The 25,648-nt window shown below is 71.5% G+C and carries 26 protein-coding genes and 1 pseudogene; 16 read left to right on the forward strand and 11 right to left on the reverse strand.

The genetic code is table 11. From position 1 onward, the window contains the following. The first annotated feature begins 38 nt into the window (after positions 1-38). Positions 39-1,025, forward strand: coding sequence for an acyltransferase domain-containing protein (locus tag AQJ27_RS08355; RefSeq protein WP_067364826.1), 987 nt, complete (start codon positions 39-41; stop codon positions 1,023-1,025). A gap of 90 nt (positions 1,026-1,115) precedes the next feature. Further along, a complete protein-coding gene (locus AQJ27_RS08360) occupies positions 1,116-1,598 on the forward strand; it encodes a DoxX family protein (protein WP_067364016.1) in 483 nt (160 codons plus the stop codon). Positions 1,599-1,688: 90 nt separating this feature from the next. Here the strand turns inward: AQJ27_RS08360 and AQJ27_RS08365 are convergent, their stop codons facing one another. Next, positions 1,689-2,174, reverse strand: coding sequence for an RNA-binding S4 domain-containing protein (locus AQJ27_RS08365; RefSeq protein ID WP_067364017.1), 486 nt, complete (start codon positions 2,172-2,174; stop codon positions 1,689-1,691). A 202-nt stretch (positions 2,175-2,376) separates the two neighbouring features. Here AQJ27_RS08365 and AQJ27_RS08370 point away from each other — a divergent pair, with 202 nt between their 5' ends. Both AQJ27_RS08370 and pip read left to right on the forward strand, forming a co-directional pair. After that, complete coding sequence (locus AQJ27_RS08370; RefSeq protein ID WP_067364831.1) at positions 2,377-3,150, forward strand: uracil-DNA glycosylase; 774 nt, start codon at positions 2,377-2,379, stop codon at positions 3,148-3,150. Between the two features lie 9 nt (positions 3,151-3,159). After that, positions 3,160-4,122, forward strand: a complete 963-nt coding sequence (gene pip / locus AQJ27_RS08375) for a prolyl aminopeptidase (RefSeq protein ID WP_067364018.1) — start codon at positions 3,160-3,162, stop codon at positions 4,120-4,122. Here the strand turns inward: pip and AQJ27_RS08380 are convergent. Continuing rightward, positions 4,119-4,610: a RidA family protein gene (locus AQJ27_RS08380; RefSeq protein WP_067364021.1), complete on the reverse strand. Its 492-nt coding sequence runs from the start codon at positions 4,608-4,610 to the stop codon at positions 4,119-4,121. The genes pip and AQJ27_RS08380 overlap by 4 nt on opposite strands. Before the next feature lie 144 nt (positions 4,611-4,754). Between AQJ27_RS08380 and AQJ27_RS08385 the strand changes: the two genes are divergently transcribed. Together AQJ27_RS08385 and AQJ27_RS08390 are read left to right on the forward strand one after the other, a co-directional pair. Further along, positions 4,755-5,627: a nucleotidyltransferase domain-containing protein gene (locus AQJ27_RS08385; protein ID WP_079064864.1), complete on the forward strand. Its 873-nt coding sequence runs from the start codon at positions 4,755-4,757 to the stop codon at positions 5,625-5,627. A 41-nt stretch (positions 5,628-5,668) separates the two neighbouring features. Then, positions 5,669-6,400 carry a DUF7873 family protein gene (locus tag AQJ27_RS08390; RefSeq protein ID WP_054235966.1) on the forward strand — a complete coding sequence of 244 codons (732 nt, stop codon included), beginning with the start codon at positions 5,669-5,671 and terminating at the stop codon, positions 6,398-6,400. 271 nt (positions 6,401-6,671) lie between these two features. Here the strand turns inward: AQJ27_RS08390 and AQJ27_RS57295 are convergent, their stop codons facing one another. Beyond that, entirely contained in the window at positions 6,672-6,992 is a 321-nt protein-coding gene (locus AQJ27_RS57295) for a hypothetical protein (RefSeq protein ID WP_162489338.1), read from the reverse strand. Positions 6,993-7,069: 77 nt separating this feature from the next. Here AQJ27_RS57295 and AQJ27_RS08400 point away from each other — a divergent pair, with 77 nt between their 5' ends. The 5 genes and pseudogenes from AQJ27_RS08400 (at position 7,070) to AQJ27_RS57300 (ending at position 12,734) form a co-directional block, all read left to right on the forward strand. Further along, positions 7,070-8,947, forward strand: a complete 1,878-nt coding sequence (locus tag AQJ27_RS08400) for an FUSC family protein (protein WP_067364027.1) — start codon at positions 7,070-7,072, stop codon at positions 8,945-8,947. Positions 8,948-9,014: 67 nt separating this feature from the next. Continuing rightward, positions 9,015-10,403: an amidohydrolase gene (locus tag AQJ27_RS08405; protein WP_067364030.1), complete on the forward strand. Its 1,389-nt coding sequence runs from the start codon at positions 9,015-9,017 to the stop codon at positions 10,401-10,403. A gap of 24 nt (positions 10,404-10,427) precedes the next feature. Then, a pseudogene (locus tag AQJ27_RS08410) lies at positions 10,428-11,599 on the forward strand (cytochrome P450 family protein). Positions 11,600-11,683: 84 nt separating this feature from the next. Then, the gene (locus AQJ27_RS08415; RefSeq protein WP_067364033.1) at positions 11,684-12,373 is read left to right on the forward strand and encodes a DUF899 domain-containing protein; all 690 of its coding nucleotides are present in this window, start codon (positions 11,684-11,686) and stop codon (positions 12,371-12,373) included. A gap of 187 nt (positions 12,374-12,560) precedes the next feature. Beyond that, a complete protein-coding gene (locus AQJ27_RS57300; protein ID WP_095855250.1) occupies positions 12,561-12,734 on the forward strand; it encodes a hypothetical protein in 174 nt (57 codons plus the stop codon). Between the two features lie 12 nt (positions 12,735-12,746). Here the strand turns inward: AQJ27_RS57300 and AQJ27_RS08420 are convergent, their stop codons facing one another. The 3 genes from AQJ27_RS08420 to AQJ27_RS08430 form a co-directional block, all read right to left on the reverse strand. Further along, the gene (locus tag AQJ27_RS08420; protein WP_067364036.1) at positions 12,747-14,768 is read right to left on the reverse strand and encodes an ABC transporter ATP-binding protein; all 2,022 of its coding nucleotides are present in this window, start codon (positions 14,766-14,768) and stop codon (positions 12,747-12,749) included. Positions 14,769-14,920: 152 nt separating this feature from the next. Beyond that, positions 14,921-15,367 (reverse strand): hypothetical protein, encoded by a 447-nt coding sequence (locus tag AQJ27_RS08425; protein WP_067364039.1) that lies wholly within the window; start codon positions 15,365-15,367, stop codon positions 14,921-14,923. Further along, entirely contained in the window at positions 15,364-16,077 is a 714-nt protein-coding gene (locus tag AQJ27_RS08430) for an ATP-binding protein (protein ID WP_067364042.1), read from the reverse strand. Before AQJ27_RS08430 ends, AQJ27_RS08425 begins: the two co-directional genes overlap by 4 nt. A gap of 289 nt (positions 16,078-16,366) precedes the next feature. On the opposite strand from AQJ27_RS08430, the gene AQJ27_RS08435 reads away from it, so the two are divergent. Further along, positions 16,367-17,227, forward strand: coding sequence for a helix-turn-helix domain-containing protein (locus AQJ27_RS08435; RefSeq protein ID WP_067364045.1), 861 nt, complete (start codon positions 16,367-16,369; stop codon positions 17,225-17,227). Next, complete coding sequence (locus AQJ27_RS08440) at positions 17,228-17,506, forward strand: DUF397 domain-containing protein (protein ID WP_067364048.1); 279 nt, start codon at positions 17,228-17,230, stop codon at positions 17,504-17,506. It begins immediately after the preceding gene. A gap of 140 nt (positions 17,507-17,646) precedes the next feature. Here the strand turns inward: AQJ27_RS08440 and pdxR are convergent, their stop codons facing one another. After that, positions 17,647-19,059, reverse strand: a complete 1,413-nt coding sequence (pdxR, locus tag AQJ27_RS08445; protein ID WP_067364051.1) for a MocR-like pyridoxine biosynthesis transcription factor PdxR — start codon at positions 19,057-19,059, stop codon at positions 17,647-17,649. Between the two features lie 86 nt (positions 19,060-19,145). Between pdxR and AQJ27_RS08450 the strand changes: the two genes are divergently transcribed. Then, the gene (locus tag AQJ27_RS08450; RefSeq protein WP_067364834.1) at positions 19,146-19,643 is read left to right on the forward strand and encodes a carboxymuconolactone decarboxylase family protein; all 498 of its coding nucleotides are present in this window, start codon (positions 19,146-19,148) and stop codon (positions 19,641-19,643) included. A 49-nt stretch (positions 19,644-19,692) separates the two neighbouring features. On the opposite strand, the gene AQJ27_RS08455 is transcribed toward AQJ27_RS08450, so the two are convergent. The 3 genes from AQJ27_RS08455 to AQJ27_RS08465 all read right to left on the reverse strand — a co-directional run bounded on the left by AQJ27_RS08455 (position 19,693) and on the right by AQJ27_RS08465 (position 22,761). Continuing rightward, positions 19,693-21,180 (reverse strand): glutamate synthase subunit beta, encoded by a 1,488-nt coding sequence (locus AQJ27_RS08455; RefSeq protein WP_067364054.1) that lies wholly within the window; start codon positions 21,178-21,180, stop codon positions 19,693-19,695. A gap of 157 nt (positions 21,181-21,337) precedes the next feature. Further along, complete coding sequence (locus AQJ27_RS08460) at positions 21,338-21,817, reverse strand: anthrone oxygenase family protein (RefSeq protein WP_067364057.1); 480 nt, start codon at positions 21,815-21,817, stop codon at positions 21,338-21,340. A gap of 236 nt (positions 21,818-22,053) precedes the next feature. Further along, positions 22,054-22,761: a DUF2293 domain-containing protein gene (locus AQJ27_RS08465; RefSeq protein ID WP_067364060.1), complete on the reverse strand. Its 708-nt coding sequence runs from the start codon at positions 22,759-22,761 to the stop codon at positions 22,054-22,056. Between the two features lie 407 nt (positions 22,762-23,168). Between AQJ27_RS08465 and AQJ27_RS08470 the strand changes: the two genes are divergently transcribed. Together AQJ27_RS08470 and AQJ27_RS08475 are read left to right on the forward strand one after the other, a co-directional pair. Continuing rightward, a complete protein-coding gene (locus tag AQJ27_RS08470) occupies positions 23,169-23,801 on the forward strand; it encodes a nucleoside/nucleotide kinase family protein (RefSeq protein ID WP_067364063.1) in 633 nt (210 codons plus the stop codon). 128 nt (positions 23,802-23,929) lie between these two features. Continuing rightward, on the forward strand, positions 23,930-24,358 hold the full coding sequence (locus AQJ27_RS08475) for a CBS domain-containing protein (RefSeq protein WP_067364066.1): 429 nt from the start codon (positions 23,930-23,932) through the stop codon (positions 24,356-24,358). An 85-nt stretch (positions 24,359-24,443) separates the two neighbouring features. Here AQJ27_RS08475 and corA read toward each other — a convergent pair whose 3' ends face one another. Further along, complete coding sequence (gene corA / locus AQJ27_RS08480) at positions 24,444-25,571, reverse strand: magnesium/cobalt transporter CorA (RefSeq protein ID WP_067364069.1); 1,128 nt, start codon at positions 25,569-25,571, stop codon at positions 24,444-24,446. Positions 25,572-25,648 lie beyond the last annotated feature (77 nt).

A 25,648-nucleotide genomic window follows, 5' to 3' on the forward strand; every position in this document is an offset into this window, starting at 1 on the left:
CGGACCGACGGGAGGCGCGGGTGCTGCTGGAGGCGCGGGTGCTGCTGGAGGCGCTGCGGGCGGACGCGAGACTCGCCGAGTGGCTGAGGGACCTGGAGAGCGAGGGCGCTCCTCGGATGGAGGCGGTGCTCCCGGACGCGGACGAGCTGCCGGACCTCCTGCTCGACCTGACCGTGGCCCACGAGCACATCAACGAACTCGTCGCGCTGCGCGGCCGGCTGGCGGCCGACTCGGAGGCGATGACGCTGCTCGCCCGGTGCGTCGGCCGCTTCGTACGGGACATGGGGGAGATCGGGAAGGGCTGGGAGCCGCCCGCGTTCCCCGAGTCGGCGGGGCCCCTCGGGCGCTGCTTCCACCTGTACGTCTTCATCGCGGCGCTCCCGTACGTCCGGGCCTACCACCGGGGGCTCGGCATCCCCGACGACGTGTCCCGGCGCACCCTGGCCGACCTCGGCCGGCATGTGTCCGTGCACCACAGACGGCTCGGGACGCCGGGGCTGCTGTTCCCCTGGTGGATCGCCCTGCACTTCCACGGTGAGCTGTTCCAGCTGGGCCGGCTGCAGTTCCAGCGGTCGCGGCTCGGCCGGCGCACGGGGCGGGCCGTCGCGGCGGCGGGCCTCGACGCCGGCCCCGGCGACGCGTGTCTGAGCCTGCACATACCCGACTTCCACGGGCCGCTGTCCCCCGCCTCCTGCGAGCGGTCGATCGCGCTGGCACGGGAGTTCTTCGCCCGGCACTATCCCGACGAGCGCCATGAAGTCGCCGTGTGCCACTCCTGGCTGCTCGATCCACAGCTCGGGCGGTATCTCCCGGCGGACTCGAACATCATCCGCTTCCAGGAACGCTTCCGGATCGCGTACCAGGAGACGACCCCGGACGACGGAGTGCCGGTCGGCTTCGTCTTCGGCGATCCGGAGCTGCCCACACGTGAGCTGCCGCGCCGGAGCACGGTGGAGCGTGCGGTGGGGGACCATCTGCGCGGGGGCGGGCACTGGTACGTCGGGCACGGCTGGTTCGCGCTGTAGCCCGTTTCCGCTCCACGGCGATGAGTTCCGCACGCGCCCCCGGTCTACCCCTGCGACAGCAACGCGTACCGCTTCGCACAGGAGACCCTCATGTCCGAGACCACCGTCCCCGTCACGACGCTCGCCGCCACCTCCGCCTCCTCCGCCTCCTCCGCCTCTCCCACCTCTGCCTCTTCGCTGAAGACCCGCGGCCGCGGTGCCCGGATCTCCCTGGGCGCGCTGCAGATCGTGCTCGGTCTCTTCTACGCGTTCGCGAGCGCGCTGCCCAAGCTGATCGCGCACCCGTCGGCCGCCGAGGCGTTCGACAAGCTCGGCTGGGGCAGCACGGGGATGTACCTCATCGGTGCGCTCGAACTCGCCGGAGGCCTCGCCCTGTTGGTCCCGCTGCTGTCCTCGGTGGCGGCGGTGGCGCTCAGCGCGCTGATGGTGGGCGCCTTCGTCGTGAACGTCACCGTCGTCCACGGGCCGTACGTGGTGACCCCGCTCATCCTGATCCTGCCGCTCGCGCTGATCGCGTGGGCCAGGAGGGGCCACACCACCGAGCTGGTCCGGTGGCTGCGGCGACGGGCATGACCCGGTGACGGCGCACGACGGCCGTACGACGTCGGGGCTCCCCAAGTGACCAGGGGGGAGCCCCCGACGTCGTACGGCGACACCCTCGGGTCAGGGCGAGTCGGGGCTGCCGAGGCCCCGGAGGCGCTCCATCTCGCGGCGGTCGCGCTTGGTCGGGCGGCCCGCTCCGCGGTCACGGACGCCGGCCGGGGCGATCGCCTCGCGCGGCGGGGGCGGCGGGCTGTTGTCGACGTAGCACTCGGCGGCGACGGGCGCGCCGACCCGCTTGCGGATCACCCGCTTCACGATGACGATCCGTTCCCGGATCCCCTGCCGCAGGCGCACCTCGTCGCCGACGCGCACGGCGTACGCGGGCTTGACGCGTTCCCCGTTCACCCGGACGTGTCCGCCCCGGCACGCGGTCGCACCCGCCGAGCGGGTCTTGACCAGACGTACGGACCAGATCCAGCTGTCGACCCGCACGCTCTCGCCGCCCGCCGGACGGGCGGCCTCGGCGGCGGCCACCGCCTTCTCCTCGTCGACCTGCTCGTCGACCTTCTCGTCGTTCCGCTCGACGTCCGCACCCTCAGAAGCCATGCCTCGACTCTAGAAGAGTCCTGGCCCGGCGTGCCTCGCAGTAGGAAGTAAGGACGACCGCCGGGCTGCGCCCCGCCGAACAGCCCACCGACTGACCCGGGGCCGGGTGAGGGAGGGGCAGGGCGCCCGGTCGTACGGTGGGGGCATGGACAGCAGCCCGGCCGGCAGCAGCGATCCCGGCAACGTCGGCGACCTGGACGGCATGGGCGCGTCGGGTGATCTGGACGCACCGCCTGATCTGGACGACCTGGACGCACTGGCTGATCTGGACGCCCGGATCGCCGGGTGTCGGGCGTGTCCGAGGCTGGTCGCGTGGCGCGAGGAGGTCGCCCGCACCAGGCGTGCCGCCTTCGCCGACCAGACGTACTGGGGCCGCCCCGTGCCCGGCTACGGACCGGCCGACGCCTCGCTGCTCATCGTCGGGCTCGCACCAGCCGCCCACGGCGGGAACCGGACCGGACGGATGTTCACGGGGGACCGCTCCGGGGACGTGCTCTACGCGGCGCTGCACGACGTGGGGCTCGCCTCGCGCGGGACCTCGGTGAGCGCGGACGACGGACTGGAGCTGTACGGCGTACGCGTCACCTCGCCCGTGCACTGCGCGCCGCCCGCCAACAAGCCGACACCCGGCGAACGGGACACCTGCCGCCCCTGGCTCGTACGGGAGTTGGAGCTGCTGCGGCCCACGCTCCGGTCGGTGGTCGTGCTGGGGGCCTTCGGCTGGCAGGCCGCGCTGCCCGCCTTCGCCGCGGCGGGATGGACGGTGCCCCGGCCCAGGCCGGTGTTCGCGCACGGGGCGAGGGTTTCCCTGGGGGCGCAGGACGGGCCGTCGGCGCGATCCGTCGAGCTCTTCGGGTGCTTCCACGTCAGCCAGCGCAACACGTTCACCGGACGGCTGACGCCCGCCATGCTGCGGGACGTGCTGCGTACGGCGGCCGGGGCGGCGGGGCTGACGACGCGACCGTACGACGGTTAACCTCACCCGATGGGCCTGTATCCGGAGATCGAACCGTACGACCACGGCATGCTCGACGTCGGCGACGGCAACCGCGTGTACTGGGAGGTCTGCGGGAACCCCGACGGCAAGCCCGCCGTCATGCTGCACGGCGGTCCGGGGTCCGGCTGCGGTCCTTGGTTCCGGCGCTACTGCGACCCCGCCAAGTACCGGATCGTGCTGCTCGACCAGCGCGGCTGCGGACGTTCCACGCCGCACGCCGCCACGTACGGGACGGACATGGCCGTCAACACGACGGCGCATGTGATCGGCGACCTGGAGCTGCTGCGACAGCACTTGGGCATCCGGCGGTGGCTGGTGTGGGGCGTGTCGTGGGGGTCGGCGCTGGGGCTGCGGTACGCGCAGACGCACCCGGACGTCGTCTCCGAGCTGGTGCTGACCGCGGTGGGCACCGGCGCGAACGCCGAAGTGGCCCTGCTGACCAGGGGACTTGGTCGGTTCTTCCCCGAGGCGTTCGAGCGGTTCCTCGCCGAACTGCCCGAGGGGGAGCGGGACGGGAACCTCGCGGCCGCGTACAGCCGGCTGCTCGAATCGTCCGACCCCGAGGTGCGGGCGCGGGCGGCGCGGGCCTGGACCGACTGGGAGACGGCGATCGTTCCCGCGCCGCCGCGGTCGGAGCAGCGCTACGAGGACCCGGAGTTCCGCATGGCGTTCGCGCGGACCGTCACGCACTACTTCGGCAACGACCACTTCCTGGGGGAAGGCAACGACGAAGGCGTCGTGATGCGCGACGCGCCCCTGCTGAAGGGCATTCCCGGCACGCTCGTCCAGGGCAGTCTCGACTTCGGGAACCTGCTGGGCACGGTGTGGCGGCTCCACCACGGCTGGCCCGACAGCGAGTTGATCGTCGTGGACAACGTGGGGCACACCATGGGGGCGAGGGGTGTGGTGGACGCGTTGGTGGAGGCGACGGACAAGTACGCCCTGCGCTAGCCGAACTCGGGCGTGGACGTGGGTGTGGGGAGGGACTCGAACCCGGACTCGGGCACGACCGCCGTCGCCGTGATTTCCACCAACTGCCCCGTGTACCCGAGGCAGGCCACGCCGAGCAGTGTCGACGAGTGGGGTCCCGTACTGAGCCCGGACGCCTCGACGACACCCCACACGTCGGACAGCACCCTCGGCTCACTGCTGACGACATACACATCGGTCGCCACCACGTGGGCGAAGTCACTGCCCACCGCGCGGAGTTGCTCGCCGAGATTGGCGATCACCTGCTCGGCCTGCCGCACGGGATCCCCCTCACCGACGATCTTCCCCGCCGCGTCCAGCGGCACGGCCCCGGCGAGAAAGGCGAGCCGCGTACCCGCCTCGACGACCGACGCGTGAGCGTAGCCAGGAGGCGGGAAGAGGCTGGGGACGGTGACGCGTACGGGCACGGGAACTCCGGGAATCCTCGACTGGGCCGGCAACCTTCCCATGATGTGGGCGGACGGGCGGCGGTCGCATGCGATTTTCCCCCGGCTCGTCCCCGAGCGAAGCCACTTCCCCCACGAGAGGGACGGTCCGCCCCTCCCGGCGGATATTGGCTCGACAGCCCCGTCACCCGACCGCATCCTCACCCCATGCCCACACCGACCCGGCCGCCGCACGCCGACGACGACAAGTTCCTCGCCCACGTCACCGACCGCCTGGCCGCCCTCCCCGCCGTCCGGGCCGTCGCCCTCGGCGGCTCCCGCGCGCAGGGCACCCATGGTCCCGACAGTGACTGGGACCTGGCGGTCTACTACCGGGGCGCCTTCGACCCCGACGACCTGCGGGCCGTCGGCTGGCAGGGTGAGGTCTCGGAGATCGGCGGCTGGGGCGGGGGCGTGTTCAACGGCGGGGCCTGGCTGACGGTCGAAGGCCGTCGTGTCGACGTTCACTACCGGGATCTCGACGTGGTGGAACGGGAGTTGGCGAGGGCGGAGCAGGGGCGGTTCCACGTGGAGCCGCTCCTCTTCCATCTCGCCGGAATCCCCAGCTACCTCCTCGTCGCCGAGCTCGCAATCAACCGTGTCCTGCGCGGCGACCTGCCCCGACCCGCCGCCTACCCGGCGGAACTCCGCACCTCCGCCGCCGCCCACTGGCACGGCACCGCCCATGCCACCCTCGCCTACGCCAAGGCCAACCACGCACCCGCCGGTCGTCTCACGGAGGCCGTGGGAGCGCTGGCGACCGCCGCCCTGCAGACCGGTCACGCGGTGCTGGCGGCGCGTGGGGAGTGGGTGACGAACGAGAAGCGGCTGCTGGAGCGGGCCGGGTTGAGAGGGATCGACGAGATCGTGCGCGGCGGGGTGAACGGGCCGGAAGGGCTGGTGCACATGCTCGGGCGGGCGGAGGCGGTCCTGGACGCGGCGGTCATCCGGGCCGAGGAGGTCCTGGACGCCGAGATCGCCCGGGCCGAGGAGGTCTTGGACGCCGGGGTCACCCGGGCGCGGGAGTCCGGCGTCGAATAACCCTTCGAAAAGCCCCCGCCGCCACTGCTACCGTCACCGACGTGGCGAAACTCAATCAGATCATCGCAGTGGAGAAGGGCATCAAGTCCAAGTCCCATCAGGACCTGACGGCCGCTCATCACGGGCTGCAGAAGCCCGCATTGCTGGCCGGCATCTCGCGGACCTACCAGCCGAAGGACGAGGAGGGCGAGCAGCTGCCGCCCGAGTCGACGCGGGTGCAGGTGCAGGCCGAGGACGTGTTGCGGGAGACCGCGGGGACGCTCACCCGGCTGTTCGACGTGACCGCCACCAAGGACTGGGCGAACTGCACGGCCCGGGCGGATGTGAAGGTGGACGGGCGGGTCCTCGTCGCCGACGTGCCCGTGTCGTATCTGCTCTTCCTCGAGAAGCAGCTCACCGATCTCAACACCTTTGTGCGGAAGCTGCCCGTTCTCGACGCCTCCGAGTCGTGGGTGCAGGACCCGTCGACGGACGCGTGGAAGACCGAACCCGTCAGGACGCTGCGGACCAAGAAGGTGCCGCGCAACCACGTCAAGGCCGAGGCCACCGAGAAGCATCCCGCCCAGGTCGAGGTGTACTACGAGGACATTCCCGTCGGGTACTGGACGACCGTGAAGTTCTCCGGCGCCCTGCCCGCGCGACGCGTGAACGAACTCCTCGACCGGGTCGAGAAGTTGCAGCAGGCCGTCAAGTTCGCCCGGGAAGAGGCGAACGGCGTGGACGTCGTCGACCAGCGCGTCGGGGACTCCGTGTTCGGCTACCTGTTCGGGTAGCCTCTGAAACTCCCCGGCCACAACGCACCACGGCCGGGGTGCGCGAGGAGCGCAAGCTGAACCTGAAGCTTGTCGTGAATGCACGGTTCCAGTGGAGGTTCGAGTCCTCCCCGCGGCACCACACGGCACTCCACGGAGTGCCTACGCGCCGCGGTAGCCCAACTCGGCAGAGGCAGACCGTGATCAATCTCAGACTCTTGCTCCAGACTCAGCATTCGCCACCGATCGCCGGATCAACCGGGCCCAGGCCCCGGGACGCCGAAATGCTGGTTCAAGTCCAGTCCGCGCAGCTCGATGCGTGGTGGTCCAAAGGCAGGACGCGGCGACATAACGACTGACCTGGGTTCTCAAGCGTGCCGGCGTGCGACATGGGTGGCATCACAAGGGTCCGGGGGCCGGCTACGCCCTCGGACCCGCTCCATTTCATCCCCGGCTTCATCCCCGGCTTCATGCCCGGCTTCATGCCCGGCTTCATCCTCGGCTTCATGCCCGGCTTCATCTCCGGCCGACCGGCAGTTGCGTTCATAAAGAACGCGGCATCCTCGCGATGCGTCACCTTCCGGAAATACATACGTTCCATTTCCTCCAGCAACGCGATCTACCTTAGGCAGTACACCGCCCGGCCGACGTCGCCCGAAGGCGCCCCCGCCCTCGCCCGACAGGAGTCCCGTGTCCCGCCTCAGCGCCGCCCTACCGCCCTGGCTCGCCCACGCCCTGCGCGCACAGCGCGGCCCCGTGCCCTGGAGCGCGGTCGTGCGGGGCGCTCTGGCCGCAGGACCGCTGCTGCTCGTGGCGGTGCTGAGCGGGCGTACGTCCGTCGGTGTCGTCGCCGCCCTGGGGGCCATGCTCGCCGGGATCAACGACCGGCCGGGCAGCCGTAGGGCCGCGGTCAGGCGGCTCGGCGTGCCGGCGCTCGCGGGAGCCGGCGGGCTGCTCGTGGGGTCGTACGCGGGTCAGCACGTCGGCGCGGTGACGCTCACCCTTCTCCTCACCGTGCTCGGGCTGCTCGCCGGGGCGGTCAGCGCCGTCGGGCCCGTCGCGAGCGGGGCGGGTACACAGCTGCTCGTCGCCGCCGCCATCGGGGCCGGGATGCCGCTGCCCGAGCCCGGCTGGCAGCGTGCGCTCTTCTTCGTCGGCGGGGCCGGATGGCTGCTCGTGCTGCGGCTCGCGCTGCCCACACCCGGGGCCACCGCCGGCGACTATCGCTTCGACGGGGAGCGGGACGCCGTCGGGGGTGTGTACGACGCCGTCGCCGCGCTGCTCGAAGCGGTCGGGGGGCCGGACGCGCCCGGGCGCCGGGTCGCCCTCACCGCCGCGCTCGACCACGCCCAGGACGCGCTCGGCGGCCCCCGGCTGCGGCCGTACGCCAGTTCCGCGGCCGAGCGGCGGCTGCACGCGCAGTACGCCGCCGCGCTCCCGCTCGCCGAGGCCGCCACCGCGCTCGCCTGGGCGGGCGAGGCGGTGCCCGCACGGGCCGTCGAAGGGCCGCGACGACTCGCCGTCGCCGTACGGACCAGTACGCACACCGGGCCACTGCCCGCGCCCGCCCGCTCCGCGCCCGCCCTGCGCGCCCTCGACGACGCACTCCTGCACGCGGCCGACACCTTCGACAGGGGTGGCGACGACAACGCGCTGCACACGCGGCGCCGTACCACCGCGTCCCTCGCCCGCACGGTCCTCGGTTCCGCAGGACGCGAGTACGGGGTCCGGGTCGCCCTCTGCTTCGGCGCCGGCGTGGCCGTGGCGCAGGCCCTGCACCACGCCCGCTGGTATGGCAGCCACTCCCACTGGTACTGGCTCCCCGCGACCGTCGTCTTCCTGGTCAAGCCCGACCTCGGACCGCTCGCCTCACGCGTGATCTGCCGGGCGGCGGGGACCGTGCTCGGCGCCGTCCTCTTCGCCGGGTTCGCGGCGCTGCTCCCGCGCCCCGCCGGGCTGGTCGCCCTGGTGGCGCTGTGCGGCGCCCTGATCCCCGTCGCCACCCGGCACTTCGCGGCGCTGACCGCCGTCGTCACCGTGCTCGTGCTCTCCCTCGTCATGGTGGGCGGGGAACCGGGGGCCTCCTGGAGCCGGATCGGCGAAACGCTGCTGGCCTGCGCGATCGTGCTGTTCGTCGGGCATCTGCCGGCGCTCGGACAGCGCGGGGGAGGGGTACGGGCCCGCCTCACCCACGCCGCCGAGGCCGCGCACGTCTACCTCGCCCACGTACTGGACGACGGCACGACCGACGACCGGGCCGGCCGCTGGACCCTGCGCCGCGAGGCCTACCGCGCGCTCGCCGAGGCCCGCGCCTCGATCGACCTCGCCGCCGCCGAACTCCCCGCCCTGGCCCGGCACGCAGAGGGAACGGACGAGGTCGCGGCCACCCTCGAACGCCTCGTCGACACCACGACCGCGTGCGCCGTGCAGCTCGACGACACCGGACGGCTCACCCCCCAGCACACCGAACGCATAGCCGAACTCCTCGACGAACTGGCCGAGGGACGGCAACGGGCAGGGCTGGTGGTGAAGGAGCGGCAGGCGCTCCCCGTTCCGCTCGCGGGCTGAGCACCGGGAGCCCGAGTTCCCCTCGCGGGCTGAACACCGCGAGCCCGACCCGTCGTACGGTGACGCCATGACGCCGTCCGTCCCGGCCCCGTCCGCCACCACCCCGTCCGCGGCCGGCCCCGCCGACCTCCTCATCACCGGATGCACCGCGCTCGTGCACGACGAGCACGAGGAGATCGCGTTCGTCGAGGACGCCTCGATCGTCGTACGGGGTGGGGTCATCGAGGCGGTCACGCGCGAGGCGCGCCTTCCGGACGCCGCCCTGCGCATCGACGCGCGCGGCCAGGTGGCGATGCCCGGCCTGATCAACTGCCATACGCACACCCCGATGGTCGCCCTGCGCGGGATCGCCGAGGACCTGCCCGCCGAGGAGTGGTTCAACGACTTCATCTGGCCCATCGAGTCCAACCTCACGGAGAGGGACGTGGAGTTGGGGGCGAGGCTCGCCTGCGCCGAGATGATCCGCGGGGGCGTCACCTGCTTCGCCGACCACTACTTCTCGATGGACGCGGTCGCCGCCGTGGTGAGCGAGAGCGGGCTGCGCGCGCACCTCGGCGAGGCCTTCTTCTCCTCGCAGGGCGCCGAAGGCCGCGAGAAGTCGCTGGAGTTCGCGCTGCGGCAGCGCGGCGGTGCGGGCGGCCGCATCACCACCGCCCTCGCCCCGCACGCCCCCTACACCGTGAACGCCGCCGATCTCGCCGCGACCGCCGCCCTCGCCCGCGAGCACGGCCTTCCCGTGCACCTGCACGCGGCCGAGAGCCGCGGCCAGACCGACACCAGCCTCGCCCGGTACGGCCGCACGCCCATCGAGATCCTCCAGCGCGCCGGGCTCCTCGACAACGAACCCGGTCTGCTCATCGCGCACGGCACCGGCATCATCGAACGCGACCTGCCGGTGCTGGCGGGCGCGAGCGGACCCGTGGCCGTCGCGACCGCACCCCGTGGCTATCTCAAGTTCGCCTGGGGCCCGACCCCGGTACGGGCCCTGCGCGAGATCGGCGTCCCCGTCGGACTCGCCACGGACGGAGCCGCGTCGAACAACTCCCTGGACGTGTGGGAGTCGATGGCGCTCACCTCACTCGTGCAGAAGTCCACCGAGGGCGACCCACGATGGCTGACCTCCCGTCAAGCCCTGCACCACGCGACACTCCAGAGCGCGCGGGCCGTCGGCCTGGGCGAGCGGATCGGCAGCCTCGCGCCGGGGCGGCGCGCCGACATCGTCCTCGTCGACCTCAGCGGCCCGCACACCCAGCCCGTGCACGATCTCGCCGCCACCCTCGTCCACAGCGCCCGCTCCGGTGACGTGACGACGACGATCGTCGACGGACGTGTCCTGATGCGCGACCGCGAGCTGCTGACACTCGATCTGCCCGCCACCGTCGCGGAGTTGGGGGAGCGGTTGCCCTCGCTCGTCGACCGGGGCCACGGACGGCGGATTCAGGAGTACGACACCTGATCCGCGCTGCCTAGGCTGGAGGGCATGGACCCCGCAGAAGGCCTCATCGACCACCCGTACGCCGTCTACGACCGCCTGCGCGACACCGCACCCGTGCACCGCGTCGCCGGTACCGACGGCAACCCCGCCTGGCTCGTCACCCGCTACGAGGACGTCCGCGAGGCGCTCGCGAACCCGCTGCTCTCGATGGACAAGAAGCACGCGCTGCCCGTGGTTACCAGGGGCTGTCGCTGCCGCCCGCCCTCGACGCCAACCTCCTGAACATGGAGGCGCCCGACCACACCCGCATCCGGCGCCTGGTGGTCCGCGCCTTCACGTCGCGCCGCATCGAGCAACTGCGCACACCCGTAAGGGAAACCGCCGACCGGCTCCTCGACGCGTTCGGTCCGCACGGCAGCGCCGACCTGATGACCGCGTACGCCGCGCCCCTGCCCATCACCGTCATCTGCGACCTGCTGGGTATTCCGGGGGAGCACCGCCGGGACTTCCGGGCCTGGACCGACGTGCTCGTCGCGCCGGACCCGACGCGCCCCGGGGCCGCCAAGGAGGCGGTCGCGGCCATGCTCGGGTTCCTCACCCAACTCCTCGCGGACAAACGGAAGAAGCCGGCGGACGACCTGCTCTCCGACCTGATCGCGGTGCGCGACGAGGGCGACCGGCTCACCGAGGACGAGCTGATGTCGCTCGCCTTCCTCATCCTCTTCGCGGGCTACGAGAACACCGTGCAGCTCATCGGCAACGCCATCCTGGGACTGCTCACCCACCCCGACCAGCTGGCCGCCCTGCGCGCGAACCCGGAGCGGTTTCCGAACGCGGTCGAGGAGTTCGCGCGCCACGAAGGGCCCGCGCTGCTCGCCATCCGGCGCTTCCCGGTGGAGGACGTGACGATCGGCGCGGTCACCGTGCCCGCGGGCGAGACCGTCCTGCTGTCCCTGGCCGCGGCCAACCGGGACCCGGCCCGCTTCCCGGACCCCGAGCGCCTCGACCTCGGCCGGGACGCCTCCGGTCATCTCGCCCTCGGCCGGGGTATCCACTACTGCGTGGGCGCGCCGCTGGCCCGCCTGGAGACGGAGATCGCCGTCTCCGCACTCCTGGAACGCCTTCCGGACCTCGCACTCGACACCGACCCCGCCGAGCTGCGGTGGCGGCCCTCCCTGCGCGCCCGCGGCCTGCTCGCGCTCCCGGTGACGTACTGAATCCAGAAATTCTCCGCTCCGCCGATGAGTTCCGCTCCCGCGCCCGGTCACCGCTGCGAAGGCACCGTTTCGTAGGAGGGGCACATGACGCTTCCGCAGATCGTCTCGAGCGAGGAGTGGCGCGCCGCGCGCGCGGAACTACTGGTCAAGGAGAAGGCGGCGACCCGCGCGCGGGACGCGCTCAACGCGGAGCGGCGCGGCCTGCCGATGGTGGAGATCGACAAGGAGTACGTGTTCGAGGGCGGTGACGGCAAGGCGGCCCTGCTCGACCTCTTCGAGGGACGCCACCAACTCGTCGTCTACCACTTCATGTTCGCGCCGGAGTGGGACGCGGGCTGCCGCAGTTGCTCGGCCTTCCTCGATCAGATCGGCCACCTCGCCCATCTGCGGGCCCGGGACACGGAGTTCGCCGCCGTGTCCCGGGCGCCGTACACGAAGATCCTGCCCTTCAAGGCCCGTATGGGCTGGACGGTGCCCTGGTACTCGTCGTACGACAGCGACTTCAACGACGACTTCGGGGTGTCCGTCGAGGTCGACGACGAGCCCTACGAGCGGCCGGGCGTGAGCTGCTTCCTGCGGGATCGCGACCGGGTCTTCCACACCTACTCGACGTACGAGCGCGGCCTCGACGGGCTCGGCTCGACGACGACCCTGCTGGATCTCACGGCACTCGGCAGGCAGGAGGAGTGGGAGGTGCCCCGGGGACGCGCCTCGGCACTGGGGGCGCCGGCGGGCAGCGAGCGGATCCGGTACCACGACGAGTACGAGGAATGACAGGAAAGTACGAGAAAGGAAAACTCACGAAATGAAACGCCCACAGGCCGAGAGTTCCCTCACAGCAGGGTAGTGAACGAGTGTTGACTATGTCTCAGTACCGTCACTGACCGAGCCCTTCACCCCGCCTTTGGCGTTTAACTCTATGAGTACGCGTCATGAGTACGGCGCTACATGGAGGTGCAGGGTGAACGGGCGAATGGTGCTGGAGCGCTTTCCCGCCGGTGGGCCGCGCGGTTCGTGGCCCGCCGAGGAGTTCGCGCAGGCGTGCCGCCTTCAGGGGCAGGCCGCCGAGGTCGTCATGGACCTCGCCTCGGACGCGTTCCTGGTGATCGTGCGCGCCGGGGAACTCGTCGAGTGAGGCCGGCCGAGGTCAGCCCACCTTCGGAGCGGGCACGTTCGGAGCAGGCACTTTCGTGGGCGCTTGCGTGGGAATCTTCGTCGGCACCTTCGTCGTGAACTGCTCGGCCTGCAAGGAGTACAGCTCGGCGTAGACACCGCCCTTCGCCAGCAGTTCGTCCGGACTGCCGGACTCCACCAGGCGGCCCTGTTCGAGAACATGCACCAGATCGGCGTGGCGGACCGAGGCCAGCCGGTGGGTGATGAGGACGACCGTCTGGCCACTGCCCGCCAGGGCCCTGATCTTGTCGAAGACCTCCAGCTCGGCCCGGGCGTCGAGCGCCGCGGTCGGCTCGTCCACGATCAGGATGCGACCACGGCGGTACGCGGCCCGTGCGATGCCCAGCCGCTGCCACTGTCCGCCCGACAGCTCGTGCCCACCGCTGAACCCGCGGGCGAGCAGCGTGTCCAGCCCGCGAGGCAGGTCCGCGACCACGTCCTCGGCCCCGGCCTCCGCCACCGACGCGGTGACACGCTCGTCCGTCAGCGGCACCGAGGCGCGGCCGACCGCCACGTTGACGCGGGCCGTGAACGGCCAGCGTTTGAAGTCCTGCGCCACCATCGCGATACGTTCGGCGAGTTGCTGCCGGTCCGCGGTCGCCGCGTCGACGCCGTCCCACAGGATCCGGCCCCGCTCGGGCGCGTACAGGCCCGCGAGCAGCTTCACCAGGGTCGTCTTGCCCGAGCCGTTCTCACCGACGAGCGCCACGATCTTGCCGAGCGGCAGACGCAGGGTGACGTCCGCGAGCGCCGGCCGGGTCGAGGCGCCCGGATAGGTGAACGTGACGTTCTCGAAGCGGATCTCGCTCGGGTCCTCGGGGAGCGGCTCGCCGCCCACCGGGATCGCACGCTCGGCCGCCTCCACGTACAGGCGCTGCAGATCGCCCACGAACAGGGCTTCCTCATGGAGGGAGTTGACCTCCAGGACGAGTGTGTCGAGGCTCGCGGAGCCGGTACGGATCGCGATCACGGCCGTACCGGCGACGGAGAGTGCCATCGCACCGGCGAGCAGCAGTCCGCCGAGCGTCGCGTACGTCGCCACGGTGGCGATGCCCGTCCAGCCCGCCGCGACCAGGCCGGTGCGGGCGGAGAGGCGGGCCAGGCGGGCCTGTTCCGCCTCGGCGGTCTCCGACATCGAGCGGAAGTGACGCAGCAGGAACGGGCCGACGCCGTGCACGCGGATCTCCGGGGCCGCGGCGGGCTCGGTGAGCAGACTGCTGATCAGGTGCCCGGCACGGGCGTGCTGCACCCAGGTGTGGAAGGACTCGTAGCGGCGCCGGGCGATCGTCAGGGAACTCCAGGCACTCGGCAGGGTCATCGTCACGAGCAGCGGCAGCAGGGCGGGATGCAGCACGGTCAGCACGCCCGCGGCCGCGATGAGCGAGATCATCGCGTTCACCACGCGGGTGGCGATCGCGATCATGCGGCGGGCGGAGGAGGCACCGTACTGCGCGGTGTCCAGCAGCTTGTGGAAGGCGTCGTCCTCGATCGCGGACAGTTCGACGGCCGCCGCCCGCTCCAGGTACAGCTCGGTGGCGACGCGTTCCACCTTGGGTTCCAGGCGTCCGGTGGCGTACGTCGAGGCCGCCCGCAGCAGCGCGCCGAGCAGCATGACGGCGGCGACCGTGATCAGCGCCGGGACCGCGCCGTGCAGCCGGTCCCCGACGGAGCCGCTCGTCATCAGCCGGCCCAGCACGATGTTGACGGCCAGCAGGCTCACCGCCTGCGCCGCGCCCCGGGCCAGTTCGGCGGACACCACGATCCGGGCGGCGCGGCGGTCCGCGGTCCAGGCGAGCCGGAAACTGGACGCGAGCAGGGACGGCAGCCGCGTCACCATCGCGCGGAAGTTCAACTCGAGGAACGCTTCGGAGTGCTGCGACCAGCCCATGTCGTAGCGCAGGGGGCCGCCGAAGAGCAGGTGTTCGGAGGCGGACGGCGCCGGTTTGTCGTCGTCGCGTTTCTTCTTGCGCGCTTTCCCTGTGGACTTCCCCACCATCGGCCTCCCCGGGAACTGATGAACGGTGCCCTCCCCAGGAACACGGCACTCCACTCGTGGTGATGGCGGAGTACGGGTGGCGACCGGCGCACTTCGGACACACGCGCCAGCCCCCTGACGGGAGGGTCACGCGCTGATGGTCGACCGGAGGGTCACGCGCTGATCGGACGCGACCAGACGGGTGTCGTACCGGTGACGCGGCACACGGCCAGATAGAGGGGGATCGGCGGGGTGTACGGCAGGGTACCGGCCGGCTTGTGGATGAGGCCGGGGGCGTGCGGGGTGTCCGGTACGAACGCGCCGGCGGCGTAGCGGGCGGGCGCGGGCCAGTCCAGGGCCACATCGGACTCGGAGGGCACGAGCCACCACCAGTGCGCCCCGTCGGCGTACACACAGCCCACCCGGGGCAGCCGGGTCATCAGCAGGGGTCCGAACCGGGCGGGCACCGCGACCGCGTCGCAGCCCAGCGGTACCGTCATGCCCTCGGGCACGGGGAGACGCCGCAGCGCCCTGGACGCCGTCTGCCCGCGCTTCAGGCGGACCAGCGTGTCCAGGCTCAGGACCTGAGCACCGGGTCCTGTCGCCGACGTACTCCTCACAGCCTTCCCCGATCCCGGCTTCGCATCGGGGGGACCCCCATGGTCCGCGTCCCCCAGGAGGTCTCCCTCGTCCAGGACGCTTCCCTCCGCCAGGACCTCTCCGTCCTCCAGGAGGCTTCCGTTTCCCAGGACGCTTCCGTGCCGGTGCCCCGGCCGTCGGTCGATGGCTTCCTCGCGCTCCATCCGAGGTCGGAGCGGGCCGCTGCGGCACCCGTGGTGTCGGCCGTCGGGGAGCGCGGGAGATCCGCCCAGACCAGCAGTCCCGGCGCGGTGTCCTGGGCGCCCCAGGACCGGCACACGGCCGCGACGAGCAGCAGCCCCCTGCCGTGTTCCTCCTCGGGACGCTGCGGCGAGGGGTGCGGCTCATCGGGGGCGCATCCCTCGTCACGTACGGCTATCCGCACCAGGTCGTCCCCGTCGTGCAGCTCGCACACCACACGCGCGCTCGCGCTGTGCACGATGGCGTTGGTGACCAGCTCGGAGACGACCAGGACCGCCGTGTCACAGGTGTCGTCGGACACGGCCCAGCCGGAGAGCCGGGCGCGCGTCAGATGCCGGGCCTGAGCCACGGAACCCGGGTGTGCGGCCAGCTCGAAGCGGAACCGGCGCGCGGCGGCCGGGCCGGGGCGCACCCCTGCGGTGGCACGCGGACCGGAGCGGTCCTCGGCGGCGTCTGTTCCTAAGGGCGCGGACGGAATCACGCTTGCCACTATCTCCCCGCCGTGAACACTTGGCAAGTGTCACTCTGAAAATTGCAGAGTGCCGTGTGACTCTGAGAAGGGCCGTGGCACACTGCTGGCAACAGCACGCCGAGCGGCGCCAGTTGGGATCGTCGAAGAAGTCGAAGAAGACGAAGAAGACGAAGAGGACCCCGAACGGCGCCGTCCGGTCTGTCAGGACGCAGTACCTGTTCAGAAGCGCTCAGAACGGCGTCCGACCGTTCACCACGGCATCCGACCGTCGGAGCGGCGTCTGTTCGGGACTCAGTGGAGGTGGGACGTGAGTGAACCGCGGTCCGCGCCGACGGTCGGCCAGGTCGTCCTCGGCCGGCGCCTGCTGGACCTGCGGGAACGCGCGGGCCTCAAGCGTGAGGAGGCGGCGCGCATCCTGCGGGTCGCGCCTGCCACGGTCCGCCGGATGGAGATGGCCGAAGTCGCCCTCAAAATCCCGTACCTCCAGCTCCTGCTGAAGTCGTACGGGGTGTCGGACGAGGAGGCCGAGGCCTTCGTCCAACTGGCCGAGGAGGCCAACCGGCCCGGCTGGTGGCAGCGCTTCCACGACATCCTGCCGGGCTGGTTCTCGATGTACGTCAGCCTCGAGGGCGCGGCCACCCTCATCCGTTCGTACGAACCCCATTTCGTGCCCGGAATCCTGCAGACCGAGGAGTACGCCCGTGGGGTCATGAAGTCGGGCGCCATCGGTCAGACCAGACCGGAGGACATCGACCGCCATGTGGCGCTGCGCATGCAACGCCAGGATCTGCTCACTCGGGAAGGCGCACCCCGGATCTGGGCCGTGATGGACGAGACGGCCCTGCGCCGGCCCGTCGGTGGTCCCGAGGTGATGCGCGCCCAGATCGACAAGCTGATCGAGGCCACGAAGCCGCCCAACGTGACGCTCCAGGTCGTCCCGTTCTCCACGGGACCGCACCCCGGCACGTACGGGCCCTTCGTGCTCTTTCGCTTTGCCATGCCGGAACTCCCGGACATGGTCTACAGCGAGTACCTGACCGGCGCCGTCTATCTGGACGAGCGCTCCGAGGTGGCGACCCACCTCGAGGTCATGGACCGCATGGCGGCTCAGGCCGCCACGGCACATCGCACGAAGGAGATCCTCCGGGATTTCCGCAAGGAGTTGTGAATGGAAAACATCAAGCAGCGGATACGCAATGAGCGGATCTGTAATGAGCGGATCTACAACGGGATGCCCGCCCGTGAACTGGGCAGCGAGGGCTGGCACAAGCCGTGGAGCGGCGGCAACGGCGGCAACTGCCTGGAGGCGATGAAGCTCGCGGACGGGCGCATCGCCGTCCGCCAGTCGGCGGACCCGGACGGGCCCGCGCTGATCTACACACCCGGCGAGATGACCGCGTTCATCCAGGGTGCCAAGGAAGGGGTGGCGGACTTCCTTCTCTCCTGAACTCTCTTGAAATTGGTGCTGAATAAATTGGTGCTGAATTGATTACTTGCAGCGGTAGAAGACCGAGACCTTAGGACCACGACAACAAACGCTTTACGCAACAAACGCTTCACCTGGCGGGGCGTCGGCCAAGAGGGTGTCTAAAGGCCCGGCGGCAGCGCCCCGCACAACGCCTCCAACGCCGCCCCGTACGCATGCTCCGAGGGTGTCGCGTAACCCACCACCAGCCCGTCCGGCGCGGACATCGTCGCCTCCGGATGCCGGAATTCGGCAAGCCCGTCGAGCGCGACCCCCTGCCAGGTCGCGGCCTTGACGGCCGACCGCTCGGTCCCGGGCGGCAACCGCAGCACCGCGTGCAGCCCGGCCGCGATCCCCGTCACCTCGATGTGCGGCGCCCGCTCCGCGAGGGCCGCGACGAGCCGGTCACGCCGCCCGCGGTACCGCTGCCGCATCCGGCGGACATGACGGTCGTACGACCCGGAGGCGAGGAAGTCCGCGAGCGTCAGCTGCTCCAGGACGCTCGCCCACGCCTCCCGTTCGCCCTTGACGGCGAGCACGGCGTCGACGTACCGGCGCGGAAGGACCATCCAGCCGAGCCGCAGCGCGGGCGACAGACTCTTGCTCACCGAGCCGATGTGGACGACCTGTTCGGGATCCAGTCCCTGCACGGCGCCGACGGGCTTGCGGTCGTAGCGGAACTCGCCGTCGTAGTCGTCCTCCAGAATCACGCCGCCACGCGCGCGTGCCCAGTCGACGACGGCGGCCCGCCGCTCCGGGTGCAGCGGGCCACCGGTCGGGAACTGGTGCGCGGGCGTGAGCAGGACCGCCCGCTCCCGGCCCAACTCGCCCACCTGGGCGCCGTCCTCGTCCAGCGGCAGCGGTACGGTCCGAACCGACGCGGCGGCCAGCAGCTCGCGGTGGAAGCCGAGTCCGTACGACTCGACCGCCAGCGGCCCGCGCAACACGCCCGGGAAGAGCAGCCGCAGAGCGTGCGCGAAGCCCGAGCAGATCACGATCCGCCCCGGCTCGGTGCGCACGCCACGCGCGCGTGCCAGGTACTCGGCGAGGGCCTCGCGCAGCTCCGGGCGCCCCGCGGGATCGCCGGGCCCGAAGGCCGCGTTGGGCGCCTGCTGGAGCGCGCGCCGGTACGAGGCGAGCCAGGCGGCGCGCGGGAACGACGAGGCGTCAGGTGTCCCCTGCCGCAGATCGTGTCGGGGTCCACGCGCGCGTGGAGGTGCCTCTTTCGGCACGCGCTCCGGGGCCCCCAGCGGTTCGGCGCGCTCGGCGACGCGGGTGCCCGACCCCTGCCGGGCGGTCAGCCAGCCCTCGGCGACGAGTTCGGCGTACGCGTCGGCGACCGTGTTGCGGGCCACGCCCAGGTCGGCGGCGAGCGAGCGGTACGGCGGCAGCCGGGTGCCCGGGGCGAGCCTGCCCTCCCGTACGGCCTCGCGCAGCGCCCGGATCAGCGCGGCCCGCCGTCCGCCCGGCCCGGACAGCTCCAGATGCAGGTCGGCGCCGATCCGCTCCGCAGAATTGACCCATGATTCCGCCATGAAAATGAACCCTACAGCCGGTCTTTCCAGACCGTAGATTCATGGTCATGACGACGAACACGACGAACGCGAACACGACGAACACGATGAACACGACGAACGCGGGGGACACCATGAACACGACGGCCACCGTTCCCGCTCGCCTCGACTTCGCGAAGTCCGCCCCGAAGGTCTTCCGCTCCCTCGTCGGCTTCGACGCGGCGGCCCGCGACGGGCTCGACCCGGCCCTCGTCGAACTGATCCAGATCCGCGCCTCCCACCTCAACCACTGCGCGTACTGCCTCCACATGCACACCAACGACGCCCGCAAGGCCGGCGAGAGCGAGGACCGTCTGCACATGGCCCCGGTGTGGCGCGAGGCCCGGCACTTCTTCACCGAGAAGGAGCGCGCGGCACTCGCGCTCACGGAGGCGGTCACGCGCGTCGCCGACGCGGGCGTGCCCGACGACGTCTACGCGGAGGCGGCCGCCCACTTCGACGACCAGGAACTGGCTCACGTCCTGGCCCTCATCCTCACGATCAACACCTGGAACCGGGTCGCGCTGGCCACGGCCAAGGTGGCGGGCACGGACGAACGCCGCTGACCCGCACGCCACCGCACGCCCGGGGGCTCCCCCACCGACCGGCGGAGCCCTACGCGGTCATGGGGCGGTCGTACGGTCCGATCGGCGCCTGCAGCTGCGATGTCCCGGCCAGCGCGCGGTCCACGGCGGCTGCCACCGACCGCCCCTCGGCGATGGCCCACACGATGAGCGACTGCCCGCGGGCCGCGTCCCCGGCCACGTACACCTTGGGGACGTTGGTCGCGAAGTCGGTGTCGCGGGTGATCGTGCCGCGCGCGTCGAGGGCCAGGCCGAGCTGGTCGATCAGCCCGTCGTGCCGGTCGGGTCCCGAGAAGCCGAGGGCGAGCAGCACGAGGTCGGCGGGGAGGGTCCGCCCGGAGCCGGGGACCGGGCGGCGCCGCTCGTCGACCTCGACCAGGTGCAGGGAGCGCACATGCCCGTCCGCGTCCCCGGCGAAGTGGAGCGTGGACGCCGCGAAGAGGCGCGCGTCCGCGTCCGCGGCGGGCGCCGTCTCCAGGTCGCGGGCCTCCTCGTGCGCGGCCGAGAGCCGGTAGATCTTCGGGTAGGTCGGCCACGGCTCGACGTCCTCGTCGCGCTCGGCCTCCGGCTGCGGATAGATGTCGAGCTGGGTCACGGACGCGGCGCCCTCCCGCACGGCGGTCCCCAGACAGTCGGCGCCCGTGTCACCACCGCCGACGATGACGACGTGCTTCCCGGCCGCGGACAAGGGCGAGACCTCCAGATCCCCCTCGCACACCCGGTCGGCCAACGGCAGATACTCCATCGCCTGATGGATGCCGGCCAACTCCCGCCCCGGAACGTCCAGTTCGCGCCAGGCCGTGGCGCCCACCGCGAGCACGACGGCGTCGTAGCGCGCCCGCAGCTCGGCCGCCCCGAGGTCCCGGCCGATCGCCGTGGACGTCCGGAACTTCGTGCCCTCCGCCCGCATCTGCTCCAGCCGCCGGTCCAGATGCCGCTTCTCCATCTTGAACGCGGGGATCCCGTACCGCAGCAACCCACCGATCCGGTCGGCCCGCTCGTACACGGCGACGGTGTGCCCGGCCCGGGTCAGCTGCTGCGCCGCGGCGAGCCCGGCGGGCCCCGACCCGATCACCGCGACCGTACGGCCCGAGAGCCGGTCCGGCGGACGCGGTTGCGTGAAGCCGTCCGCCCAGGCACGGTCGGCGATGGCGACCTCGACGTTCTTGATGGTCACCGCCGGCTGGTTGATCGCGAGAACACAGCCCGCCTCGCAGGGCGCGGGGCACAGCCGGCCGGTGAACTCGGGAAAGTTGTTCGTCGCGTGCAACCGGTCGCTCGCCGCCCGCCAGTCCTCGCGCGAGACGAGGTCGTTCCACTCGGGAATCAGATTGCCCAGCGGGCAGGCGTCGTGGCAGAACGGGACGCCGCAGTCCATACAGCGGTCGGCCTGCCTGCTGATGATCGGCAGTAGCGCACCGGGGACGTACACCTCGTTCCAGTCCCGCACCCGTTCCTCGACGGGCCGACGGGGATACTCCTCGCGCGGAGTGGTCATGAATCCCTTGGGATCGGCCATGGCCGTCTCCCTCACGTACGCGTACCGGTACGGGGCCGCGCGACCATCGAACGCCTTCGGCCCACGGCCCTGGGCGGCACTCCTTTCCCGCCACGATACGTCGCCTCCGAGTGCCCTGCCGCTCAGCTGCGGGCCCCGGTCGCGGGTGGCGTCGGCCTCAGGTGAGGGCCAGCGTGTACGAGACCGCCGCGGCGGCCGACGCGACCGCGCGAACGTGGTTCCACATCGTCCACTCGCGCACATACGAACGCCAGTACACGGCGGCCTCCGGCGTACCCGGGGCCAGCTTCAGCAGCGCGTCGTTGCGCGGGACGTTCGCGACGACGGTCACCCCGAACGTCCCGAACAGATACAGCGCGCTGCCCAGCAACAGCTCCACCGTCCCCTCGTCGGGCAGCAGCACGAAGGTGACCACGGCGAGCACGGCACACAGCCCCGCCGACCCGATGAACACGAGCATGAACGCCGGGCGCACCGCGGCCACGTTGATCGCGTTCATCGCCGCCACGCCCTGCGCGGGCGGCAACTCGGCGAGCCCCCGCATCACGAACGTCGAGAACCCGCAGAACACCCCGGCCACCAGCCCGCAGCCGAGCACCCCCAGCACCGTCAGCACGAAATACGGTCCATCGATCATGACAACCCCCGCGTAGCTCCCCGAGGCCGAAGCCGAAGCCGAAGTCCAAGATCCTCAGATCCTGAGATTCTGAGATCCTGCACGGCACCCACCGTCACCACAAGTGAAATCCCTTACTGTCACGGTGACCATGGCCGAGGGGCGCGGAGGCATGCGCGAGCGTCCAGAACCGGGTCGCACGTCTTCGCCGGGTGGCGTGCCTTCGCGGGTGGCGGGCCGTCGCCGGGTGCGAGCCGTCACGCGCGTGCCGCGAGCTCGTCTTGCCACCCCTCCAGCCACTCCTCGAGCCGCGCCTCCACCGTGGCCGCGATCCGCCGGCGCGCCTCGTACCGCGGCACGCCACTCATCAGCAACTGGTCGTAGGGAGTGTCCGTGTGCCGTACGGCGGCACGGACCGCAGCCGTCACGGCGGCCTCGGACAGCGCACGGCCCGCGGCGCTGCGCCCCACCCGCCCGCTCCCGCGCACCGAGGCGTGCGCGGCGATCGCGTGCGCCCGGTCGGCGGGACAGCCGGGAAACAGCCCGCGAATCTCCCGCGCGAACGCCTCCGTGAACCGCAGATCCTCCGCCTCCCGCCGCCGCGCGTCCCGTGCCCGGCGCCGCCGTCGTGCCTCCGCGTCCGCCAGGCACCGCTCCTCGGCCCGGGCGAGCGCCGCCTCCTCGACGAGGACGCCCTGCCGCTCGTACCGGCTCCGCCGCCGGTTGAAGCGCACCACCACCGCCGACAGCGCGCTGCCGTCCCGCGACCGGCGCGTCAGCGCGGTGTCGCCCCGCGGCAGGAACACCAGGTGTCCCAGGTCCGCGCAGTCCAGACAGCGTGACTCCCCCTCCTCCAGCACCAACAGCGCCAACGGCCCGCTCCTGCACTCGACACAGCGGCGCTTCTTGAGCGGCTGGATGACGAGAAGTCCGCCACGGGGCGGGGGAGTTGCGATCGGTGCCATAGGTCGTTCATTCCCCTGTCAAGGGCGGCTCCCTACGCGATGCCGTCCCCTTCTCGATACCGCCTCCTGTGCGACTCCCGCGTCCTCCTCGAGCCCCGCCTTGTTCTCGGCCCCGCCCCATTGGTCGACGCGGCCGCCTCCGGCCCGCGGCCCCTTTCTCGACGCGGCCCCTCCGGCCCACGGCCCCTTTCTCGACGCGGCCCCACCCTCCTCGATGTGCCTCCCTCCCGGCCGCAGCCCTCCTCTTCGGCGCGACCCCTCCCGGCCGCATCCGCCGGCCTTGACGCATCCCTCCCCGGTCGCGGTCCACGCCCGGAGCCGCGCGCAGCCTCCGTCCGCCCTCGCTGTCCGCCCTCGCCGCTCGCCGCGCCCACGAGAGCGACGCGTGATCGCGGCATCATGGGCCTGTGCGACTCGAAGCGATCACCTGGGAACGGCTCGGCGACCTCCTCGCCGAGCGCCTGCTCGACCTGAAACCGGACGACGGCAGTCCGTGGCCGCGGATCGCCTTCGACGGAGCCCCTGCCGCCCACCCCGGTGACCTCGCCCACCGCGTCGGTGAGGCGTTGCGCATACGCGGCCGGTCCTCGCTCGTCGTCGGCGCGGAGGGTTTCCTGCGCCCTGCGTCGCTCCGGTTCGAATACGGTCACGAGGACGCCGAGGCGTACTACAACGGCTGGGTCGACACCGGCGCCCTGTGGCGCGAGGTCTTCGGCCCGCTCGACCCCGGCGGCGACGGCCGCGTCCTGCCCGACCTCTGGGACCCGGCCACCGACCGCGCCACCCGCAGCCCCTATGTCCAGCTCCCGCCCGGCGGGGTGCTGTTGCTCCACGGCCCCTTCCTGCTTCGGCACTGGTTCCCGTTCGACCTGAGCGTGCACGTCCTCCTCTCCCCGGGCGCCCTTCGCCGCCGCACTCCGGAACCCGAGCACTGGACCCTGCCCGCCTTCGAGCGCTACGAGACGGAAGTGGACCCGGGCGCCACGGCCGACGTCCTGGTCCGCGCCGACGATCCACGCCACCCCGCCTGGAACGGCTGAGCGGCGGCCACGAAAGCGCATCCCGGACTTCCAGGTGCGCGTGCCTGGGGACACGGCGAGAATGTAGGGCGCCGGGACTAGCGGTGTGTTCCGCGCCGCGCCGGCCGTCCGGCACCGGGAGGTACTTCATGACCACCGCCGGAGACATCATGCACCGTGGTGCCCAATGGATCCCCGCTCACGAGACCCTGGACCGCGCAGCCCAGCTGATGCGTGAGCTCAACGTGGGCGCGCTGCCCATCAGTGACGAGAACGAACGGCTCTGCGGCATTCTCACCGACCGCGACATCGTCGTCGGTTGTGTCGCCATGGGCCACGACCCGGCCCAGGTCACCGCGGGCGAGATGGCCCAGGGCACCCCGCGCTGGATCGAGTCGGGCGCCGATGTCGGCGAGGTGCTCCAGGAGATGAAGGGGCACCAGATCCGCCGACTTCCGGTGATCGAGAACAAACGACTCGTCGGCATGATCAGCGAGGCCGACCTGGCCCAGCATCTGACGGACGAACAGCTCGCAGCGTGGGTCGAGAGCGTCTACTCGAGGAGCGCGATGCGCTGACCGCGCGGACTCTCCCGACCGGGAGGGTCATGAGCGCGCACTCCCGCCCGGCCGGCCGTGCCGGGCGAGGAGCGGCTCACCACCCTCACAGCCAGCCGTTGCGGCGGAACCCCCGGTACAGGACGAGGCAGGCGAGGGTGATCACGCCGATGACTATGGGGTAACCGAACCGCCAGTGCAGTTCCGGCATGTGGTCGAAGTTCATGCCGTAGAGCCCGCAGACCATCGTCGGCACGGCGATGACCGCCGCCCATGCCGTGATCTTCCGCATGTCCTCGTTCTGTGCCACCGTCACCTGCGCGAGGTGCGCCTGCAGGATCGAGTTGAGCAGTTCGTCGAAGGCGGCGACCTGCTCGGTGACCCGCAGCAGATGGTCGGACACGTCCCGGAAGTACGCCTGTATCTCCGGGGCGATCACCCGTATCGGCCGGGTGGAGAGCTCCTGGACGGGGCGGGCGAGTGGCACCACCGCCCGTTTCAGTTCCAGGAGTTCGCGCTTGAGCTGGTAGATGCGGCCCGCGTCCGCCCGCGCGCCGTTCTCGGCGAACACATCGGCCTCGACCTGGTCGATGTCCTCCTGGACCGAGTCCGTGACATGCACGTAGTCGTCGACGACATGGTCCGCGATCGCGTGCAGCACCGCGGCCGGGCCCTTGGCGAGCTGACGGGCGTCCGCCTCCAGCTCCTCGCGCAGCGGCCCCAACGACCCGTGCCGTCCGTGCCGCACGGTGATGACGAAGTCGGCCCCGACGAAGACCATGATCTCGCCGGTGTTCACCACCTCGCTGGTCGCCGTCAGCTCCTTGTGCTCGACGTAGCAGACCGTTTTGAACACCGCGAAGAGTGTGTCGCCGTACCGCTCCAGCTTCGGGCGCTGATGGGCCTCCACCGCGTCCTCGACGGCCAGCGGGTGCAGGTCGAAGAGGTCAGCTATGCCGGCGAACTCCTGGTCCGTGGGCTCGTGCAGTCCGAGCCAGACGAAACCCTCGTCGCTCTTGCGGATCCGCTCCACGGTCTCGACGAGATCGCGTCCGCCCGGCACCCGGGCGCCGTCCTGATACGCCACGCAGTTCACCACCGCCGTGCCCAGTGGGGACCGGGCGTGGTGACTCAGGTCGACACGGGTACGCCGCCGGGCCAGCCGCGCCACCTTGCGGAGGCCGCCGACCTTGCCGAGGCTCGTGACCTTCCGCAGATTCCCTGCCATCGACATCCGGAACTCCTTGCGTGGATCTCCCCGCGCCGCACTTCGCGCCCTGGCGTGCAAGTCTGCCAGTCCCTCTCGCTCGC

Origin of the sequence: Streptomyces olivochromogenes (assembly GCF_001514115.1) — a bacterium.
GTDB lineage: Bacteria > Actinomycetota > Actinomycetes > Streptomycetales > Streptomycetaceae > Streptomyces > Streptomyces olivochromogenes.

Coding starts and splice junctions, on each gene's coding strand:
- AQJ27_RS08360 (WP_067364016.1), top strand. CDS start 1,116: ATGTCCGAGACCACCGTCCCCGTCACGACGCTCGCCGCCACCTCCGCC.
- corA (WP_067364069.1), bottom strand. CDS start 25,571: ATGTCGATGGCAGGGAATCTGCGGAAGGTCACGAGCCTCGGCAAGGTC.
- AQJ27_RS08465 (WP_067364060.1), bottom strand. CDS start 22,761: ATGGCACCGATCGCAACTCCCCCGCCCCGTGGCGGACTTCTCGTCATC.
- pip (WP_067364018.1), top strand. CDS start 3,160: ATGGGCCTGTATCCGGAGATCGAACCGTACGACCACGGCATGCTCGAC.
- AQJ27_RS08405 (WP_067364030.1), top strand. CDS start 9,015: ATGACGCCGTCCGTCCCGGCCCCGTCCGCCACCACCCCGTCCGCGGCC.
- AQJ27_RS08380 (WP_067364021.1), bottom strand. CDS start 4,610: ATGGGAAGGTTGCCGGCCCAGTCGAGGATTCCCGGAGTTCCCGTGCCC.
- AQJ27_RS08440 (WP_067364048.1), top strand. CDS start 17,228: ATGGAAAACATCAAGCAGCGGATACGCAATGAGCGGATCTGTAATGAG.
- AQJ27_RS08460 (WP_067364057.1), bottom strand. CDS start 21,817: ATGATCGATGGACCGTATTTCGTGCTGACGGTGCTGGGGGTGCTCGGC.
- pdxR (WP_067364051.1), bottom strand. CDS start 19,059: ATGGCGGAATCATGGGTCAATTCTGCGGAGCGGATCGGCGCCGACCTG.
- AQJ27_RS08450 (WP_067364834.1), top strand. CDS start 19,146: ATGAACACGACGAACGCGGGGGACACCATGAACACGACGGCCACCGTT.
- AQJ27_RS08455 (WP_067364054.1), bottom strand. CDS start 21,180: ATGGCCGATCCCAAGGGATTCATGACCACTCCGCGCGAGGAGTATCCC.
- AQJ27_RS08420 (WP_067364036.1), bottom strand. CDS start 14,768: ATGGTGGGGAAGTCCACAGGGAAAGCGCGCAAGAAGAAACGCGACGAC.
- AQJ27_RS08385 (WP_079064864.1), top strand. CDS start 4,755: ATGCCCACACCGACCCGGCCGCCGCACGCCGACGACGACAAGTTCCTC.
- AQJ27_RS08475 (WP_067364066.1), top strand. CDS start 23,930: ATGACCACCGCCGGAGACATCATGCACCGTGGTGCCCAATGGATCCCC.
- AQJ27_RS08370 (WP_067364831.1), top strand. CDS start 2,377: ATGGGCGCGTCGGGTGATCTGGACGCACCGCCTGATCTGGACGACCTG.
- AQJ27_RS08415 (WP_067364033.1), top strand. CDS start 11,684: ATGACGCTTCCGCAGATCGTCTCGAGCGAGGAGTGGCGCGCCGCGCGC.
- AQJ27_RS08365 (WP_067364017.1), bottom strand. CDS start 2,174: ATGGCTTCTGAGGGTGCGGACGTCGAGCGGAACGACGAGAAGGTCGAC.